Annotated in this window: 20 protein-coding genes; 10 read left to right on the top strand and 10 right to left on the bottom strand. The window is 51.7% G+C overall.

Annotated elements, in window-relative coordinates:
* Positions 1–37: 37 nt before the first annotated feature.
* Positions 38–1,018: a phosphate/phosphite/phosphonate ABC transporter substrate-binding protein gene (gene phnD / locus AC1DF0_RS28900; RefSeq protein WP_477576836.1), complete on the bottom strand. Its 981-nt coding sequence runs from the start codon at positions 1,016–1,018 to the stop codon at positions 38–40.
* 251 nt (positions 1,019–1,269) lie between these two features.
* Here phnD and AC1DF0_RS28905 point away from each other — a divergent pair, with 251 nt between their 5' ends.
* Positions 1,270–1,917, top strand: coding sequence for a GntR family transcriptional regulator (locus tag AC1DF0_RS28905; RefSeq protein ID WP_475824597.1), 648 nt, complete (start codon positions 1,270–1,272; stop codon positions 1,915–1,917).
* A gap of 150 nt (positions 1,918–2,067) precedes the next feature.
* On the opposite strand, the gene speB is transcribed toward AC1DF0_RS28905, so the two are convergent.
* Both speB and speE read right to left on the bottom strand, forming a co-directional pair.
* Positions 2,068–2,937: an agmatinase gene (gene speB, locus AC1DF0_RS28910; RefSeq protein ID WP_442052010.1), complete on the bottom strand. Its 870-nt coding sequence runs from the start codon at positions 2,935–2,937 to the stop codon at positions 2,068–2,070.
* A gap of 41 nt (positions 2,938–2,978) precedes the next feature.
* A complete protein-coding gene (gene speE / locus AC1DF0_RS28915) occupies positions 2,979–3,806 on the bottom strand; it encodes a polyamine aminopropyltransferase (RefSeq protein ID WP_337102260.1) in 828 nt (275 codons plus the stop codon).
* 358 nt (positions 3,807–4,164) lie between these two features.
* On the opposite strand from speE, the gene AC1DF0_RS28920 reads away from it, so the two are divergent.
* The 7 genes from AC1DF0_RS28920 to AC1DF0_RS28950 all read left to right on the top strand — a co-directional run bounded on the left by AC1DF0_RS28920 (position 4,165) and on the right by AC1DF0_RS28950 (position 11,730).
* Positions 4,165–6,183 (top strand): transglycosylase domain-containing protein, encoded by a 2,019-nt coding sequence (locus AC1DF0_RS28920; protein WP_477576891.1) that lies wholly within the window; start codon positions 4,165–4,167, stop codon positions 6,181–6,183.
* Positions 6,184–6,530: 347 nt separating this feature from the next.
* The gene (locus tag AC1DF0_RS28925; protein ID WP_337102267.1) at positions 6,531–6,818 is read left to right on the top strand and encodes a hypothetical protein; all 288 of its coding nucleotides are present in this window, start codon (positions 6,531–6,533) and stop codon (positions 6,816–6,818) included.
* A 297-nt stretch (positions 6,819–7,115) separates the two neighbouring features.
* Positions 7,116–8,114 (top strand): ubiquinol oxidase subunit II, encoded by a 999-nt coding sequence (cyoA, locus tag AC1DF0_RS28930; RefSeq protein WP_442052009.1) that lies wholly within the window; start codon positions 7,116–7,118, stop codon positions 8,112–8,114.
* 38 nt (positions 8,115–8,152) lie between these two features.
* Positions 8,153–10,123 (top strand): cbb3-type cytochrome c oxidase subunit I, encoded by a 1,971-nt coding sequence (locus AC1DF0_RS28935; RefSeq protein WP_477576840.1) that lies wholly within the window; start codon positions 8,153–8,155, stop codon positions 10,121–10,123.
* Complete coding sequence (gene cyoC / locus AC1DF0_RS28940; RefSeq protein WP_442052007.1) at positions 10,123–10,761, top strand: cytochrome o ubiquinol oxidase subunit III; 639 nt, start codon at positions 10,123–10,125, stop codon at positions 10,759–10,761. The genes AC1DF0_RS28935 and cyoC overlap by 1 nt, the downstream gene beginning before the upstream one ends.
* Before the next feature lies 1 nt (position 10,762).
* Positions 10,763–11,113: a cytochrome o ubiquinol oxidase subunit IV gene (cyoD, locus tag AC1DF0_RS28945; protein WP_442052006.1), complete on the top strand. Its 351-nt coding sequence runs from the start codon at positions 10,763–10,765 to the stop codon at positions 11,111–11,113.
* 146 nt (positions 11,114–11,259) lie between these two features.
* Positions 11,260–11,730, top strand: coding sequence for a VOC family protein (locus AC1DF0_RS28950; RefSeq protein ID WP_477576843.1), 471 nt, complete (start codon positions 11,260–11,262; stop codon positions 11,728–11,730).
* 60 nt (positions 11,731–11,790) lie between these two features.
* On the opposite strand, the gene AC1DF0_RS28955 is transcribed toward AC1DF0_RS28950, so the two are convergent.
* The 7 genes from AC1DF0_RS28955 to AC1DF0_RS28985 form a co-directional block, all read right to left on the bottom strand.
* The gene (locus AC1DF0_RS28955) at positions 11,791–11,985 is read right to left on the bottom strand and encodes a hypothetical protein (RefSeq protein ID WP_442052004.1); all 195 of its coding nucleotides are present in this window, start codon (positions 11,983–11,985) and stop codon (positions 11,791–11,793) included.
* Between the two features lie 153 nt (positions 11,986–12,138).
* On the bottom strand, positions 12,139–12,327 hold the full coding sequence (locus AC1DF0_RS28960; RefSeq protein ID WP_337102274.1) for a hypothetical protein: 189 nt from the start codon (positions 12,325–12,327) through the stop codon (positions 12,139–12,141).
* A gap of 162 nt (positions 12,328–12,489) precedes the next feature.
* Positions 12,490–13,170 carry a hypothetical protein gene (locus AC1DF0_RS28965; RefSeq protein ID WP_477576845.1) on the bottom strand — a complete coding sequence of 227 codons (681 nt, stop codon included), beginning with the start codon at positions 13,168–13,170 and terminating at the stop codon, positions 12,490–12,492.
* Complete coding sequence (locus tag AC1DF0_RS28970) at positions 13,167–14,186, bottom strand: hypothetical protein (RefSeq protein ID WP_477576846.1); 1,020 nt, start codon at positions 14,184–14,186, stop codon at positions 13,167–13,169. The genes AC1DF0_RS28965 and AC1DF0_RS28970 overlap by 4 nt, the downstream gene beginning before the upstream one ends.
* 263 nt (positions 14,187–14,449) lie before the next feature.
* On the bottom strand, positions 14,450–15,007 hold the full coding sequence (locus AC1DF0_RS28975; RefSeq protein ID WP_477576848.1) for a zf-HC2 domain-containing protein: 558 nt from the start codon (positions 15,005–15,007) through the stop codon (positions 14,450–14,452).
* Entirely contained in the window at positions 15,004–15,588 is a 585-nt protein-coding gene (locus tag AC1DF0_RS28980; protein WP_442052000.1) for an RNA polymerase sigma factor, read from the bottom strand. Before AC1DF0_RS28980 ends, AC1DF0_RS28975 begins: the two co-directional genes overlap by 4 nt.
* A gap of 255 nt (positions 15,589–15,843) precedes the next feature.
* Entirely contained in the window at positions 15,844–16,365 is a 522-nt protein-coding gene (locus AC1DF0_RS28985; protein ID WP_442051999.1) for a YwhD family protein, read from the bottom strand.
* Between the two features lie 107 nt (positions 16,366–16,472).
* Here AC1DF0_RS28985 and AC1DF0_RS28990 point away from each other — a divergent pair, with 107 nt between their 5' ends.
* Both AC1DF0_RS28990 and AC1DF0_RS28995 read left to right on the top strand, forming a co-directional pair.
* On the top strand, positions 16,473–18,491 hold the full coding sequence (locus tag AC1DF0_RS28990; protein WP_477576851.1) for a M1 family metallopeptidase: 2,019 nt from the start codon (positions 16,473–16,475) through the stop codon (positions 18,489–18,491).
* 27 nt (positions 18,492–18,518) lie between these two features.
* Positions 18,519–19,346 (top strand): hypothetical protein, encoded by an 828-nt coding sequence (locus tag AC1DF0_RS28995; protein ID WP_442051997.1) that lies wholly within the window; start codon positions 18,519–18,521, stop codon positions 19,344–19,346.
* Positions 19,347–19,605: the final 259 nt, after the last annotated feature.

Genomic DNA, 19,605 nt, shown 5'->3' on the forward strand with positions numbered 1-19,605 from the left:
TATTCGCGCGCTTGTTGTTAGCGCTATTACGTTCTACTTACTTCAACATCTCTTCCGGCGACATATTCAGCAGCTTCGCTACTTCGCGAACGCCGTCGAAATCCGATTCCTCACCCGGGAAGAAGCCAGCTACACCCAGCGCTTTGAAGTACTCCGGATTTTTCTCGGCATAGCCGAGTGCGAATTCACGGATTTTTTCGACAAGATCCGTTGGGAGATCGCCGCGGTATGAAAGTGCGCCGCCGCCCTTAATTGGCTCGGATTCGCCAATAACTCGCACGTCCTCTGCCTTAATTAATCCGGCGTAAGCAATCATCTTGATGCACTGGCTGCATGTTGCAGCGCCGTCGGCATCGCCATTAGCGATCGCAAGCAACGACTTATCATGGCCGCCGGAGAACGATACGTTGCTAAAGAACGTGTCGACCTCTTCGTTCGTAATGCCCAATTCCTTCATAATCGTAGCTCGCGGATACAGATGGCCCGTCGTGGACGCCGGGTCGGCGAACAAGAAGCTCTTGCCTTTCAAATCGGCGATCGATTGAGCGGGGGAGTCTTTCGGCACGATAATAACGCTCGTTCCTTCCGTTCCTGGTCCGTTGCTCATTTCCGCGAGAAGCTTTGCTCCGCTTCTCTCAGTCGCGATAATATATCCGAAAGGGCCATACGTCGTGATGTCGATTTTTTTGAAACGCATCGCTTCGATCATCATGTTGTAATCTTCGCCCTCGAACGTTTCTACTTTAATATTCAAATATTCGCCAAGATCCTTCGCGAATTGATCTGTGTTACGGGAAGCTTCACCGTCTTCCATTGGAAGACTGCCGATTCGCAGCACGTCCGGCCATTCACTTTCAACCGCTGTCTCCGCTTCGCTGTTGCTACTATTGCTGCCATTTCCACCATTGCCGCCGTTTACTTCAGCAGAGTTGTTGTTAGCGTTCTGTCCGCACCCAGCAAGCACCACCATTAACGCAGTAATTACTAGAGCAATCGGTAATCCCATCTTCTTCAGCACAGTACATCCTCCTAATTTGTCGCGGGCGCTATTTTAGCATTCCTCGCATCTTCTCTCACGCTTTCTCTACTGTGGTACACAACTAGGATACAAGTTGAATGTCAATGCAATGTTCGAAAAGTGTCAATGGAATGTTTGCGCTATTTTGAGATTTTGTTAATTTCGAAATCGTGTTGCGAAGACGAAAGATGGACTGTTAAGATGATGTTAATCCGTTCTAGAGAACTATGAATTCGAGAGGAATATGCGCCATGGCATCGCAATCGCTTGTGAATACGGCCTATACGAAATTAAGAGAAAGAATCGTCGGCGGCAACCTCATGCCCGGCACGCTGTTGTCAGAGAATGAGCTTGCCGAGGAGTTGCAGATGAGCCGGACACCGGTCCGCAACGCCATAACGCACTTGGAATCGGAAGGGTTCGTCGTCGCTCTTAAAAATCGAGGCGTGCTGGTGAAGGAAGTAAGCGGCAAGGAATTGCTTGATATGTACGAGGCCATCTTGGCGCTCGTCGTCTATGCCATTGATGTTCGAAGCGAGAGGGAAAATCATATTCCGATGGAATTGCTGAAGGAGTATTTGGACCGTCAATTCGAAGCGGAGCAAGCGGGTGATTACTATACCTATATCAACAACTCTATGCTGTTCATGCGGACGCTCGTATCGTCCATCAACAACACCGCTATGACGTCGCAGCTGGATATGTACGTGGACAAAATTACGATGGCTTCTTACATTAACTTTAAGCTGACGCCGCATATTAAACACTATTCCGCCAATCAGTTGAACAAGTCGATTTACGACGCGTTGCTTGCCGGCGACGAAGAGCAAGCCCGCAAGCTGGCAAAGGGCGCTTTCATATACGCGCGCAGCCGCATGTTCGATCGAGGCCAATTCTAATAAAATGATCAATAAAAAAGGACCGGCATGCCTCGTTATTCGAAGCGTACCGGTCCTTCTCCTGTTGGCAAAAGAAGAGAAATAACGAGAAGAAGCTGCTCACGGATACGAGAATCCATGGCAGCTTCTTAATAATATATGATTCATTCGTTATTTAATGAAGCCAAGCAGCATTTCGCGAATCACTTTCGCCGCAACGATCTGCGTCTGTTCCGTAGGGTCGTAAGCGGGTGCCACCTCGACAAGGTCACAACCAACGACGTTCACGCCGGAACGAGCGATTGCATGAACCGCCTCGATCAATTCCTTCGACGTAATGCCGCCCGCTTCCGCCGTACCTGTACCAGGAGCAGCAGATGGATCAAGCACGTCGATATCGATCGTCAGGTATACCGGACGGCCAGCCAGCTCAGGAAGCACCTTCTTCAGCGGCTCAAGCACCTCGAACGGGTGGAAGTTGATGTTCTCGCGAGCATACTGCCACTCTTCACGGGAACCGGAACGGATACCGAATTGATAAATGTTATTGCCGCCCATAAGCGTTGCCGCTTTGCGAAGCGGCGTCGAGTGGGACAAAGGCTCGCCTTCGTACGACTCGCGAAGATCGGCGTGCGCATCGAAGTGGATGATCGCCAGATCCGGATATTTCTTGTATACCTCTTGGAATATCGGCCACGATACAAGATGCTCGCCGCCAAGTCCTACCGGCATTTTATCGTCAGCCAGCACGCCGCTTACGAATTCCCCGATCACTTCAAGGCTGCGCGCCGCGTTGCCGAATGGCAGGAGCAAGTCGCCTGCGTCGAAATACGTAATGTCTTCCAAGCTGCGGTCAAGATACGGGCTGTATTCCTCAAGGCCGATCGACACCTCGCGGATGCGCGGAGGGCCGAAGCGCGAGCCAGGACGGAAGCTGACCGTGAAGTCCATCGGCATGCCGTAGATGACCGCCTTGGAGGCCTCATAGTCCTCCGAGCTCAAGATGAATACGTTGCCGGAATATTTTTGATCCAATTTCATGAGTGTAATCCTTTCTAAGCTGCAGTCGTACAGCCGTTCGCTTACTTAATAAGGTCTTCCACAAACTTCGGCAATACGAATGCCGCTTTGTGCAAGCGCGGTGTGTAATATTTCGTATCGATCTCTGGTATCGATGCCTCATCCACTTGAAGCGGATCATATTTCTTGCTGCCCATCGTGAAGGTCCACAGACCGCTCGGGTAAGTCGGAATGTTAGCCCCGTATACGCGCACGATCGGGAATACTTCCTTCACGTCCTTGTTCACGCTTTGAATCAGGTCAGCCTTGAACCAAGGATTGTCTGTCTGTGCTACGAAGATACCGTCTTCCTTAAGCGCGTCATAGATGCCTTGGTAGAAACCGCGGGTGAACAAGTTCGCAGCAGGGCCGACAGGCTCAGTGGAATCGACCATAATAACGTCGTACGTGTTTTTGTGATCGTGAATATGCATGAAGCCGTCGTTCACAAGCACTTCGACACGCGGGTTGTCGAGCTCGCCTGCGATCGTCGGCAAATACTTTTTGGAGTATTCGATAACTTTGCCGTCAATGTCAACGAGAACGGCCTTTTTCACTTGCGGGTGCTTCATCACCTCACGGATAACGCCGCCGTCACCGCCGCCAACTACAAGAACATACTCCGGATTCGGATGCGTGTAGAGGATAGGATGGGCKACCATTTCGTGATATACGAACTCGTCCTTCACCGTCGTCATGACCATGCCGTCAAGTACGAGCATCGTGCCGAACTCTTCGGTTTCGATCATATCAAGCTGTTGAAAGTCCGTTTGTTCGGTTACGTACGTTTTTGTAATCTTAGCAGTAATGCCGAAGCTTTCGGTTTGTTTTTCCGTATACCACAACTCCATCGTGATGAATCCCTTCTTTCCTTCAATAGTTCACACTGTATTATAGTAAAAACTGCCCTTTGCTACAAGTATTTCTATGGGTGATGCGGCCAGCTTAACATTTCGCGAAATCCCCGTACCTTCGAGTGACTTCGATAGAAGTTTTTCTTATCGTTGCCATAATGCACGCAAATTAATTCCCCTTCCACGTTCCCCTAATGAATAGCGACCTCTTCGTTTTTCCATACTAAGGAAAAGTGAAGCTTTTCGCTGAAGGGAGTACGCTTACGTGACTAAGACTTCCAAACGACCGGTCAAGCCGCGCCGCTTGCCATCCATGCCGATACTGGCCGAGAGATTTCTCCCTCAAATACTCCATATGAAAAAATGGCTGAAGCGTTCCGCCGTCCTGTTCGCCATCTTTGCCGCGCTCGCCGGCGGACTTCTTATATTCTTGCGAACGCAGTCGCTGCCAGCTGCGAGCATCAGTCAGACGTCGCAGATGCTCGATCTGAACGGCAACGTGATCGATACGTTCCACGCGGGAGAGAATCGACGCTCCGTTAAGCTCGAGGATATTTCGCATTACGTAATCGAAGCAACGCTCGCCATTGAGGACCGGCGTTTCTATGACCATAGCGGCTTTGACGTGAAGGGTATGGCGCGAGCCGTCATGGTCAACGTGCAAAGCATGTCCGCACGACAAGGCGCCAGCACGCTAACGCAGCAGCTCGCGCGCAACTTGTATCTGACGCATGAGCGTACGTGGCAGCGCAAGATGAAGGAAGCCATGTATACGGTGCAGCTCGAAATGAACTATTCCAAGGACGAGATTCTTGGCATGTACTTGAACCAAATTTATTACGGACACGGCTCCTACGGCATTGAGGCAGCTTCTAAAATGTATTTCGATAAGCATGCGTCGGAGCTGTCGCTAGCTGAAAGCGCCATGCTCGCCGGCATTCCGAAGGGACCTAAATACTATTCGCCTTTTCTCGATATGAAGAACGCGAAGGATCGGCAGCACGCCATACTCCATGCGATGATGGAGGGCGGAGCGATTACGAAGGAGCAGGCCGACAGCGCCTATGCAGAAGTATTGAACTTCCAGTCGCTTGAAGCCGGGCAGAGCGAAGGTTTCGCCCCGTACTTCCGCGACTATATCCGTTCGGTCGCGGTCGATAAGCTTGGCATCGACGAGCATCTGCTGAACGAAGGCGGCATTACGATTTATACGACGCTCGATCCAGAAGCGCAAGCAGCAGCCGAAGATGCAATCAAGAAGACGATGCCAAGCAAGTCGGAGCAGCAAGCGGCGCTCATCGCTATCGATCCGCGCAACGGCTATATTAAGGCGATGGTCGGAGGACGTGATTATAAGACGAACCAGTTCAACCGTGTATTCGCGCAGACCCGTCAGCCCGGCTCATCGTTCAAGCCGTTCCTGTACTTGACCGCGTTGCAAAGCGGTTATATGACGCCGGTGACCCGTTTCAAAAGCGAACCGACCATCTTCACATTCGATGAAGGGCGCAAAACGTATGAGCCGCATAACTATAACGACAAATACGCGAACGAGTTCATCGACATGCGGCGGGCACTCGCAGGATCAGATAATATCTACGCTGTTAACACCATCATGACCGTCGGAGCCGACAAGGTTATCGATACGGTAAGGAAGCTTGGCATTAAGAGCAACATGCAGCCCGTGCCTTCCCTTGCGCTCGGAACGTTCCCCGTCAGTCCGTTCGAGATGGCTTCCGCTTACGGTACGTTCGCGAATGCGGGCGTCCATACCGAGCCGGTCGCGATCATCAAAATTGAAGATCGCAAGGGCAACCTTATATATGAAGCGAAGCAGCAGAGCCAGCAAGCCATATCGCCTGCCGAGGCATACGTAATGACCAGCCTCATGGAGAGTGTTTTCGACGAAGGCGGCACCGGCTACCGCGTTTCTTCTATAATAAAGCGTCCCGTCGCCGGGAAGACGGGAACAACGGCTGCCGACGCATGGTTGGTCGGCTACACGCCGGAGCTTGCAACCGCGGTATGGGTCGGCTATGACAAGGATCGCACCTTGTCGGTAGCCGAGGCGCATCTAGCCGCGCCGATCTTCGCCCGGTTCACGGAGCAGTCGCTAGCAACTGTACCGCCGAAGATCTTCCCGATCCCGGCGGGCGTCGTGAACGTCTATATCGAACCGGAGAGCGGCAAGCTGGCGCTCGACACTTGTCCAACACGCAGACTGGAGACGTTCATTAGCGGCACGGAGCCGACGGAAGTGTGCGGAGCTCCTGCATCCGCTGGACAAGAAGGCGGCACAGGCAAGGACGACGGCGCTGGAGCGGCGAAACGCCACTCGTGGTGGCAAGACCTTAAACGTTGGTGGACAGATTAAGCTAAACAAGCTTGCAGCGGGCAGTACAGTTAGCCCAACCCCTGATCGAAATACGATCAGGGGTTTTTTCATGCAGGGTCGGCATACGCGATGCGCTATCGGCATAAACTAATTAGGATACTCCCGCTCCTACAACATATAGACGGCAAAGTCATAAAACCGCCATATTTTGCGTTTATTCGATAGGCGCAGATGTTCATTTTGACGATTACAAGTCCGCTAACCCCTGATCTTCGTTTATTTTTGACGGAAATATGATGAAAAAGTGAAATTTCTTTGAACAACGCAGACATATTGTGGTATAGTAAAAGCAAGTAAGCACTTACAATGACTCGGGAGTGTTGAATATGACGACGAAAACTGCATCAATCAGCCACGCGCAGCCGACTAAATCAGATGTCAAACGTCTTGTCAAAGCAATGACTGCCATTGCCTGGGGTATTCTCGGTATCGGCTTTCTGCTCTGCCTCGTTAATCTTAGCCACTTCAGCGATCAAAATGTCGGACTTATGGTCGGCATCGGATTTCTAATCGGCAGCGTTCATATTTATGTCATCGGTACGGCAATCGGACTCGTTCATGCGCGTCTCAATCAAGATCAGACGACGAAGGATCATCATGATCCTCAGGTTTGAGCTCCATAAGTAACGACAATTAGAAGCTTAACAACCAGAATACCGGAGCGAGAAACTCCCTTTCCTATGTTGAGCTTGCCAGAGAGCCACTTTCTTCCTTGCGAAGAAGTGGCTCTTTTGCGTTATAAAACCAATTGAAAGCGCAAATATACTGGTTAAAAGTAACTGGTGTCTAACAGGTGAACTTTCTATTACGGAAAAAAGACGAATTGTTGACGTAATTGTTAACCATGGAGTATTTGTTCTTCATATCTGCTATCTTAAGCGTAAGCAGTCATTTTGAGGAGTTGAACCGTTATGAGACCGTTTATTCGCATGCTGACACCTGTACTCTTGTTGCTGATGGCCGTCACGCTCTCCGGCTGCGGCGAGCAGTTCATTGTACTCGATCCGAAGGGACCGATTGGGGAATCCCAGAAGGATCTCATCTATTTATCCACCATACTATGTGCGGTCATTATCGTACCCGTGCTGATCTTAACGGCGATTATTGTATGGCGATATCGCGATAAGAAAGGCAGTACCGCTAAATATAGACCGAATTGGGAGCACAGCACGAAGCTCGAGGTCATCTGGTGGAGCATTCCGATCGTCATTATTATTGCGCTAGCCGCTGTAACCGTGAAATATACGCATGATCTGGAGCCTTCCAAGCCGATCGCTTCCGAGAAAGAAGCGATTACGATTCAAGTAACTTCGCTCGACTGGAAATGGTTATTCAAATATCCGGACGAGAACATTGCAACGATTAATTACGTGAAAATCCCTGAGGATGTACCGGTACGCTTCCAGCTTACATCCGATACGGCGATGAACTCATTCTGGGTTCCGCAGCTAGGCGGACAAATCTACTCCATGTCAGGCATGGCAATGACTTTGTTCCTGCAAGCTGACGAGCAAGGCAGCTACTTCGGCACCGGCGCCAACTTTACGGGTAAAGACTTTGCGCAAATGACTTTCCAAGTCGATGCGACGACCGAAGAGGATTACAACGCTTGGGTGCAAGAAGTGAAGAACACTGCTCCGGCGCTTACAATGGAAGGCTTCGAGAAGCTGACCGAGCCGAGCACGTCCGAGACACAGCTGTTTTCCAGCTTCCCTGAAGGCTTGTTCGACAAGATTGTTACGCAGTACGTAGAGGAAGGCAGCGCGGGCGGTCATCATCACGGTGCTGCTGCACAAGACAGCGAGACGGATACCGCATCTGCAAAAGATGCAAAAGATGCAAAAGATGCGAACGATGAAGCTGACAGCACAAATATGGATCATGAACATATGAACCATGAGGGGCATTAACCCCTAAGCACAATTACATTAATGTAGGAGGTCCCCTCATGTTGGACAAAATAAAAGAGTTCGCATCCGAGTTTTTCGTTACGGGCGACCCGCTTATTCTAGGGGCGCAAGTATCGATAGGACTGTCGGTCGTGGCGATCGTATTTGTACTCACCTTTTTCAAAAAATGGCGCTGGCTCTGGACCGAATGGCTAACGAGCGTCGATCATAAGAAAATCGGCATCATGTATATCATTGCCTCCATCCTTATGCTGTTCCGCGGCGGCGTCGATGCGCTGCTCATGCGGCTTCAGCTCGCTGCGCCGCAGCTCGAATTTCTAGAGGCCGAGCACTATAACCAAATTTTCACGACGCATGGCGTAATTATGATCTTGTTCATGGCCATGCCGCTTATGTTCGGCTTATTCAATATCGTCGTTCCGCTCTTGATCGGCGCGCGCGACGTCGCATTCCCGTTCCTGAACTCCCTAAGCTTCTGGATGTTCTTCTTCGGGGCGATGCTATTCAACGTATCATTCATCATCGGCGGTTCGCCGGATGCGGGCTGGCTCGCTTATCCGCCGCTATCCGAGCTGTCAGGCAGTCCCGGCCTCGGCCAAGACTTCTATATCTGGGGTATTCAAATCTCCGGTATCGGCTCGCTGGCAACAGGCATTAACTTTATCGTTACGATTCTGAAGATGCGCGCGCCTGGCATGACATTGATGAAAATGCCAATGTTCGTCTGGTCCGTCCTGTCTTCGTGTATTACGATTATTTTCGCTTTCCCGATTCTGACCGTTACGCTGTTCCTGCTCTTCATTGACCGTTACCTCGGCGCGCATTTCTTCACGCTCGACGGCGGCGGCAACCCGATGATGTACATCAACCTCATCTGGATGTGGGGACATCCCGAAGTATATATCGTTATTTTGCCGGCATTCGGTATTTTCTCCGAGGTTGTATCGGCGTTCTCGAAGAAAAAGCTATTCGGCTACAAGTCGATGGTATTCGCTCTTATGTCGATCAGCTTCTTCTCGTTCTTCACATGGGCGCATCACTTCTTCACGATGGGCTCCGGCGCGAACGTCAATGCGTTCTTCGCCGTTACGACGATGCTGATCGCGATCCCGACAGGGGTCAAAGTGTTCAACTGGCTGTTCACGATGTACCGAGGCAAGCTAAGTTTCCCGACGCCGATGATGTGGTCGGTCGCATTCATTCCGTGCTTCGTTATCGGGGGCATGACCGGGGTTCTGCTGTCCGTAGCACCAGCGGATTTCCAGTTCCACAACAGTTACTTCCTGATCGCCCACTTCCACCAAGTATTAATCGGCGGCGTCGTATTCGGTTACTTCGCGGGGCTATACTATTGGTGGCCGAAAATGTTCGGGTTCAAGCTTCACGAGGGACTCGGCAAATGGGCATTCTGGTTCTGGAACATCGGCTTCTATGTCTGCTTCATGCCGCAATACGCGCTTGGCCTCATGGGCATGACGCGCCGCGTCAACACGTACGACTTCGACATGGGCTGGCAGCCGCTTAACGTCATCTCTACTGTCGGCGGTTTCTTAATGGGTATCGCGTTCCTGTTCCAAGTATGGCAAATCGCGCACAGCATTAAATTCTTTAAGAAAGTCGACAATGGCGACAACTGGGACGGCAGAACGCTCGAATGGTCGATTCCATCGCCTGCGCCGCTCTATAACTTTGCAAGAATACCGCAAGTACAAAGCCAGGATGACTGGTGGGAAACGAAGCAGCGCCGCGCTGCTGGCGAGCCTGAACCGGCGCTAGCACCGCTTGAACCGATTCATATGCCGAAAAACTCGGGCATTCCGTTCATTATGTCCGTCTGCTGGTTCGTATTGGGCTTCGGCCTTGTCTGGGATTGGCTCTGGATGGCGATACCGGGCTTCATCGGCATCGTAGCCTGCTTGCTGGCCCGTTCGTTCACCTACGACACCGACTATTACATTCCTGTCGATGAAATCGAGCGCACGGAAGCTGCTCTAAGGGGGGCAAAATAATGGCACACGCGATTTCAAAAACAGCGGGAGCCCATGGCGGCGGCGGTCACCATGACGAGCACCACGGCCATGACCATCACGATCAAGAATCGATGAAAATGTTCGGCTTCTGGCTGTTTCTTATTACAGACGTTATCTTGTTCGGCACTCTGTTCGCGACGTTCGTCGTGCTGCGCTTCAACACGGCAGCAGGACCTACGCCGGGCGAGCTGATCGAGCTGAACGGCATCATTATCTCGACGTTCATCCTGCTTACGAGCAGCTTCACGAGCGGTATCGCCGTGCTGGAGATGAACCGGGGCAACAAGCGCGGGCTTATTCTATGGCTCGCTATAACAGCGCTTCTAGGCGCATCGTTCATCGCCTTGGAGGTTACCGAGTTCATTCACCTCGTTCATGAGGGAGCGAATATCGGAACTAGCGCATACTGGTCGGCATTCTTCACGCTTGTCGGCACGCACGGACTCCACGTTTCTGTCGGTCTCGTCTGGATGGTTGCGCTCATGCTGCAGCTGTCACGCCGCGGCATTACGCCGGTTACGAAGCGCAAGGTCGGCATTATCAGCTTGTACTGGCATTTCCTTGACGTCGTATGGATCTTCGTATTCACAATCGTTTACTTGATGGGGGTGATGTAGGATGGCGAATCATAACGCGCACGATGTGCAGCATGGCAACGGCGAGCACGGCTCGCATGAGCATGGCGGCACGATGAAGTCCTACGTCATCGGCTTCTTGCTCTCGATCGTGCTTACGATCATCCCGCTTGTCGTCGTCATGAACGACTTGCTGAGCAAGTCCGGTACAACGTTGCTTATCCTTATCATGGCGGTGCTCCAATTCGCCGTTCAGCTCTTCTTCTTCATGCATATCCGCGATGAAGAGAAGCCGCGCTTCAATCTGATGGCGCTCATCTTCGGCCTAGTCATCCTGCTTACGATCGTCGCAGGTTCGATCTGGATTATGACTTACAATACGGTTGCTCATTAAGAGCAGCGCATAGACACAATTAAAGAGGCTGCACATAAGCGAACTTATGTGCAGCCTCTTCTCTTTTTTTACAACTGCTGTTTGGATTTCATTCCAGGTTTCGTTTATTAAATGACAAGACAGTGACCATAGAAGGGATGATCGAGATGTCTGAAGCGTCGAATCAGCAACCTCTTAATGTATTAAAATGTGTATGCTCGAATTATGTACCGGTCAAGGACCCGTTGCGCTCCGCCGAATGGTGGCAACGAAATTTCGGCCTGGCGTATGCCGTGCCTTACAATCCGGCCGAATTCCAAGTCATTCTTAAGCTTTCCGATGGGCAGTGGCTTCACTTGGTGGAAACCGATGGAGTCATTGATAACCAATTCCCTAATAAGAAAGGTTATGAAATGTTCAGACTTACGTTCGAGGTCAGACAAATCGAGCAGCTGTACGACCGTCTGCAGAAAAACGGCGTACGTACGGAGGAGCTAGAGGATCGGGGCAGCTGCGGCATTAACTTCGTGTTCTACGATCCGGACGGCAACAAATTCGATGTCAACGAGGTTGTCCATATCCATCGCACGCCGGAAGAAGCGGAGAAGGTCAAAAAGCATCTCTTTCATATGGCCTAACGAACAATCGAATAAGGGCTGCCTATGTGCACGGCAGCCCTTATTTTCCATTCAGCACAATCAATTGGCGAGCGTCTTGCTGTTCATCATTTTATACATGAAGCGTTGAAGCTGCTTTTCCCGATTCACTCTCATTTGGAGATGATCAAGCGCCGCTTTGGCTCTATCCCTATACGCTTGGTCGCCGAACATTCCATAAAGACGCATATAATCGTTGTATTCGTCCAGCCATTCGTTGACGTAAGAAGCATTCATATCCATCCCTCCATCAGCTCAATGTCTAAATGATAACGCTTCACTATGAATCTATTATGAGTTTAGGATAAAAGAATCGTAAATATTCCATATTTCGTACCTTCGGAAAAAAAATACTCGCACTCCTTGGGGAGAATGCGAGTTCATTCGAAGCTATACCGTAATGGCATCGATCTTCACTTGCGGTGCATTCGCGCATTTCTTGCACACTTTAACCGCTTTATTGCCGGATGTCGTTCTCGAATAAAGCAGCTTGATTCTCGTGCTGCTGCATGCCGGACATGTACCGCGTCCACGCGTAGGATCATTCCAGAGCGCCTTGCCTCTTTTTGTTTTGGCCATTGCCTATTACCCCTTTGCAGACAGATGCGGAGCCTTGCCGGGACAGCCCGGAATGCTGTTCGGCACGCTTCCCTTGCCTCCATTGTAGCGGCGCTGCATGCCGTCCGAAAGGGAATAAATGGTTTAAATCGAATGCGGCTATGAACCAAGCCTCTCTACCAACTAGTAACCCCGATGCTCAACCTCTAGTCCCTTCGGCAAGACGAGCGTGAGCTGCGAGTCGTATGTATCGGTAACGAGACCGCCGTCTCTGCGATCAAGCGTGCCGACCATAATATAGAGCGTATTGCCGACAACCGTCGTCTGCATCAGCTCTTTGTCCGGTTCGCTAATCGGTTCAGCCGACCAATAGCGAATCTGTCCGAATAGCTTTGCCTCGCGCGTATCCGACTCTCCAAGCACAACCCCGCCAATCGATTGCACGATGACTTTACTCACGTTATCCGGCACTTGCAGCGAATGCGGCTCCACGAAGACCGATCGCTGCGTCGTTTGCAGGCCGCGTTGCAGCTCATCGAATAGGCCGGTAGACATCAGCAGCGCAAGCCCGAGGCTTGCGGTGCCAATAAGGCCTACAAAGAACACGCTAACCCAATCATATCTGACGATGGCAAGGTCGCTTCCGGAGAACTTCAAATATAATAGCAGCTCCAAGCCAAGCAAGATGAACACGATCGGCGCAACCCATAACAGCATTTCATAGGCTTGAATGTTCTGCCAAAGCGATGCGGCAAGCGCCGCACCAATCAGCATTAGCGTAACACCCATCGATAGGGAGCCTACTCGCCAAGTGCGAATCCCTCCATCGGGAAGGGGACGGTTCAACGTATCTAACGCATTCATTGCATATCCTCCTCTTGCTTGGATAAAGTCGGCGGCGGCGGTGGCGGTGCCATCGTATCATGCCGCCCCTCGGAATAGGTTTTACCGCCAAACACAAGCCGCATGCCGACGATAATCATAACGAAAGCGACGACCGCCGTCGGAATCATATATTTCAGTTGCAAGTATTGGGTGTAAATTTCGTTGGAATATCTCGATGCCACTTCCGCAGCTACACGGTCGAGCAAGTAATACGCGCCAAAACCAAGCAATGCGAAACCGAACCAGCGTTGGTACGGTACAAGCTGCGTCAATACAGGCTCGTCGCTAAGCGTCTGACGCTCGTAGCGTGACGTCTGCTGCAGCGCATCGAAGAATGCGAAGCACCAGAACAATGGCAATAAGAAGAAGAACAATGACAATCTGAGATTGTCCATAATGTAGACGGTGAGCAGGAAGCCCCCCATCAATTGCAGGCCGCGCTTTTGAAGACCCAGATACAGATGGCCTGCACCAGGGAAAATCGATAGCGCAATCGCCAGCACCTTGCTTTTGCGTCCCGAGGCGATATGCGCCTCAAGCTCCTCGAACACCGCGCGATCCTCCATACGCTCTCCGCGCTGTTTCGCATGCATTTGCTGAATCGCATCGAATAAGCTATAAATCCAAATAATCGGAAGGCCCAGCAGGAAAATAAGTAGCGCTGCCTTACTGGTCACTACACTCAGAAACACGATAATAACGAACAACCCGATAAACGATATGAGAAACGTAATGCCGCGCTGCATCAGACCGAGACTCATATGACCAAGACCAGGCAGGAAGGAAAGCAGAATCGTCCTCGTCTTCTMTTGCTGCTGCTGATGCTGCATATGATATGCCTGAGCCTGATCATACGGATTGAAGCTTGATTCCGCCCCTGCTTGACTCGGGTACGAGCCAAGCATCGGAGGCACCGCCGGCGATCCGGCATTCACTCGGCCTGAGAACAGCGTTATAAGCATATCGAGCATATTGATAGACCAGCTGACCGCCATAACAAAGAATCCAAAGAAAGCGAAGCCCTCATCCAAATTGTTCGATATGCCAAAAAGGAACATGAAGAACATAGTTCCGAAAAACGATCCTCCATATAATACGAACCGGACGGGACGGCCTAAGTAACCATGACCTACTCCTGGTAAAAATGATAGTAAAAAAGCAGCTAACGGGCTTTTATTCATTCTAAATTCCTACCTCTCTGTTCATCGTACTCCCGTGCATCTATCTTCATCGAGCGAAACCGTACATACGCTCTTGCTTACCTGTACCTGCTCTCTCGAATGCCATCCAACCAAGAGCCAGTTCGATCAACCATACGATCCGACCATGATTCGGAAGGAAGCGACGGCAAGTGCTCTGTCGCCTGAGGAGGTTGAATTACGGCCTCCTGATCAAGCCTGGACAGCTTGTCGGATAGCCCGGCAAATGTGCCTGTACCTAGAAGCAGCAGTGTAATGGATGCTGCTATCGTATATTGAGCGACCGGATGCTGCAGCCAAGAACGGCGGCGAGCATGGCGGGGTGATGACTGAACAGCCTTGACAGCAGCTGCAGCTTCACTCTCTGCATGGAGCTGTGCAATGACCCGCTGCTCCAATATGTCCATATCCGGCAGCAACAGCTCACTCTCTGCATGCGTGGCCTGGGCCGCATCCATAAAGCGCTGCAAGCAATGTTCGCACTCAGCCAAATGCCCATCAACGAGCTCGCGTTCCTGCTCCGATAGACGATGCTCCACATAACTTCTCATCGTAGGTTCGGCTACATGATCGTCCGTCCCATCTGCACCTTCTCTGCTTGCTATATGCTTGTTCATTCAAAATCCTCCCTTCGCCAATGCTTCTTCATCCAGCTTCGCGCTCGGTACAGCCTGGATTCGACGCTCTTGCGCTCCAATCCGGTTTCGACCGCAATCTGTTCATACGATTTGTCTTCCATATAATAAGCGGTGACAACCTCGCGATAATTTCCCGGCAGCTCGTCCACCCGCTCACGAATATGCCGTAAATGTTCTTGTTCCAGCGCGATCGATTCCGCGGCGGGAACATTGCTGTCATCATGCAGCTGCTCCTCGGTCCGCAGGTTCGCCTCGCTCTCGAACAGCTCCTCGGGTTTCCTTGCTCGGCTGCGCTTGTAATCAATCGCACGATTAACTGCTATTCGTGTAATCCATGTCTTCAATCCGTCTAATCGGCATTCCGGGAGGGAGCGATAGATTTGAAGGAGCACTTCCTGTGTCACATCCTCCGCATCATGCGGCGAATGCAGCACGGCATAGACGGTTTTGTATATATACGGACCATAAGCTTGTACGAACGGTCGATAATGCTCGGGCCCGCCGCTCTGTACCGCCTTGATCCAATCCGTATCCTGAATGTCGCTCTCCTCCTTCCCCATACAATAGACGACAGAGACTGCCTTGTACCCTGCACTTTTTTTAAAAAAAGTTTTTTCGCGCCTAAGCGAAGATAACCTCTCGCCGTATATTCGCCCTGTAAGAGCATATATGCACTTACGGACATAGTCGCACTCCCAACCTCATGCTGTAAGGTTGACCCTCAACGCGGAAAACCTCACCATTCGCAGGATTATAATCGCTGCGAACGGTGAGGTTCTCCCCTTCAATGGGCTATCGCCCTCTTACGCTATCCCTTATGCCTCGAGCGCTTGCTTGAGCTCATCCGTCGAACGATTCCACCACTCGGCGTTGTGCTCCACGAGCAGCTTGCGCAACGCGGCTTTCTCCACATCGCCAAGCTCGCCAAGAACGATACGGCGCTTCAATGAATAATCCAGCTTGTTGACGTGATCGGCGAGAATCTTCCACCCGCGGCGCGCTTCCGTATCGATCCACATCTCGCAAGCCGTAGCGCCTGCATAATAAGCGCCCTCTTCATTGCGATCCACCGCTACCCATACGATCCAGCATTGGCGGCCGTTCGGCGTATCTTCCCGGTTCGGCGTAAACTTAATGCCGCGCTCGATCTTGCTCTTCGCATGCATCGCGCCTACATCGATATAGGCCTCTCCGTTATCGATAATGATGCAGGATACTTGGCTCAGATCGATGGATCCGGCTCCGAAACCTTTATGTTTTTTGTTGCTCACAACGTTGAGCGACAGTTGTTTCTTCTCTTTCTTCTCTGGCTGGTCTTGCTGATTCTGATCATCCATCCCTGCATTCACACCTTCCCCGTACAATAATTACATTTTAGCTAATAATCCTCTAAAAGCAAACATATACATGCTGTAGATGCTTGTCAACGGGAGGGAAACGTTCAATGACTCCACGCAACGTCAAACGAATCTTATTAGTTATACTCGGAATTGTACTGCTCGGCGTGTCTGTGCAGTACGGCTTCGGGAATGCTTGGCAATCGCAGTATACCTATGCATTAGCTCCCGCGGCGAATGCCAAGCAGCCACCGCCCGCTTCTGCCCAAAAAACGGCCAAGCCGCCCGCCCAGCAGCAGCCCGACACGGGCGCAGCGCCTAAGCCGCAATCGCTCAGCAAGCGTGTAGTTGAGTACCACATTAACGTCAGCTTGCGCGAGGACGCTCGGCATTTGGACGGCGATCAGATCGTAACCTGGACCAATCCCGGCAAAAAAGCGGTGTCCGAGCTCTACTTCAATCTGTACCCGAACGCTTTCCTGTCCAAGAAAACAACGTTCATGAGCGAGTCAGGCGGCAAGCTGCGCGAGGACAAGGCTACGGCGGACAGCCTCGGCTTCATGAACCTGCTGTCGCTTCAGACGCTTGAGGGGGAGAACCTGCTGCCTCGCCTCCATTACGTTCAGCCCGATGACGGCAACGTCAACGATCTTACGCTGGTCAAGCTCCGCCTGCTGGAGCCCGTTGCGCCAGGCAAGACCGTGACGCTGCGCATGGGCTTCGAGGTGAAGCTGCCCGAAGTGTTCGCCCGTATGGGCTACTCCGGCAACTTCGTCATGGCGGGCCAATGGTTCCCGAAGGTAGCAGTCTACGAAACGGCGGGAACGCGAGGACGTACCGCCGAAGGCTGGAACGTTCATCAATACCACGGCAATTCCGAGTTCTATAGCGACTTCGGCATTTACAGCGTGAAGATCAACGTACCTGAGTCTTATACCGTTGCAGCTACAGGCTTCCAAACGAAGACGGCTGAAGGCAGCAATGGAAGAAAGTCGTATCAATTCTACGCGGAAGACGTTCACGACTTCGCATGGTCGGCATCGCCCGACTTCGTCTTCGCGGAGGAAGCTTTCTCGGATAAAGGCGTGCCGGGCGTTCGTATTAAGCTGTACCTCGACCCGCTGCATGCCGACCTCCAGGAGCGTTACATGCATGCGGCCAAGTCCGCGCTCTCCAAGTACGCGCAGTGGTACGGCGAATATCCTTACAGCACGCTGTCGATCGTTGTCCCGCCGAAGGGCGGCAATGGCGCAGGCGGCATGGAATACCCGACGCTCGTCACCGCGTTCGCCGCCGAGAAGGCGAATCCCGGCTACGACCTCGAGCGTACCGTCGTTCATGAGATCGGCCACCAATATTGGTACGGCATGGTCGCCTCCAATGAATTCGAGGAAGCTTGGCTGGACGAAGGCTTCACCTCCTATGCCGAGGATATGGTCATGGAGTCCGCCTACGGACTTGAGCCGAACCTCAGAATTGAAGCGAGCTATATGACGGACCCTGCGCCGCTTAAGCAGCCGTCGTGGGCTTATAGCAGCCATAATCAATATGCGGAGAACGTCTATCTGCGGGCGAAGCTTGTCCTTGTCGGCATCCAGCATCAGGTTGGCGACAAGACAATGGCGAAGATTATGCGGACCTATTTTCAAAAATACAAATTCAAGCATCCTTCGACTGCCGATTTCCAGCGTGTTGTCGAACAGGTAACGAAGACGAAGTGGCATGACTACTTCAGCGGATACGTGTACGCGAACCAAATGTCCGACTACTCGGTCGAATCGATTCAAGTGAAACCGACTGAGCAGGACGGCCAGAAGCTCTATGAATCGACCGTGCTCGTCAAGCGGAACGGCGGTGTAAGCGGTCAAATCCCGATTACGCTGCAGTTCACGGACGGCGCGACGGTGACAAAGCTATGGGATGCCGACGACTCCCACGTCCAGATTACGCAAGTGCATACGGCTCCTCTGCAATGGGCGATGATCGATTCCGAGCATTCGAACGTACTCGACAACAAGCTCATCAACAACTATATGCAAGCCGATCTGCCGGACAAGACGCGCATCCGGTGGGGCATCAGCGTATCGAAGCTGATCGAGGGATTGTTAGGTACGCTGAGCTGGTAAGTATAAGCGCGCAAGGAGCGATCGAATATGAAAATGTATATGAAGCAAGGTTGGCAGCTTGCGGTCAAGCACTTCCACCTCATCATTCTGTTATTTCTGTATCAGTTGCTATGGGGCTTCTTCCTCTATCGATTTATCGATTCGGTCGTCTCGCCCTTGCTGCGCCGGTTTCCAGCTGCATACCCGTCTGATACAGCCGTTCACCTCTTCCTGACCGAGGCGCAGTTCCAACTGCTGAAGACCGACATCCTTACGCCTTATGTATGGATGCTAGGCGGCTTGTTCGCCATCCGCATGTTGCTGACTCCCCTGTTCAATGCCGGACTGTTCTATTCGCTGCACCATTCTAGTACGCGAGGCGAAGGCGCGGCCGGCGGCGGCACTAAATTTGTAGAAGGCATTCGCAAAGCTTGGAAACCGGTCATGCTGCTCCACTGGGCGGAGGCCGCGCTAGCACTTGCTCCCGGATTCTGGGTGCTGCCTCATGCGCTCGACGCATACCTGCAAGGCGGATCGAACGTCGACCTGCTGCAATCCGTCCTTCCCGGCGCTGGACTATGGCTGTTCTGGGGCGTGCTGCTGCATCTGCTCTTCCTGGCCATGCAGCTTGGCGCCGCCTCAAAAGAAGGCATCCTCCACTCGCTCGGGCGCGCGCTGAGGCATATCGTCTCCTTCGCTGCCATCTCGCTGGTTATGTGGGCCATCGGAGCCGGATTAGGACTTCTCATCACCGGTGTATCGCTGCTATGGGCCGGACTATTCGCACTCATCCTTCATCAAGGCTACAACTTGGTGCGAACGCTCGTCCGAGTATGGACCATTGCCGCTCAATACGAATGCCTGCAATCCAAGTAGCTTCATTATCTTAGCCCGCTTTAGCTCAAATACCCCCGAATCTACGCCTGTCCTATTATGGCGAATTCGGGGGTTTTTACGTTATCATCCTACTAATGACGGCGACAGCCTTTTTTGCTAGAAAGATGAGAATCCTCTCACCATTAGTACCTTGGGGTCATACTTTACAGAATATCCACATAATAAATGAAATCGAGTATCGATTATTTAGTCCCTCGGTCCTAGTTGAGGCTTTATTATTACATGAAAAATGATTATA

Source organism: Paenibacillus sp. 05T425 (genome assembly GCF_056396205.1).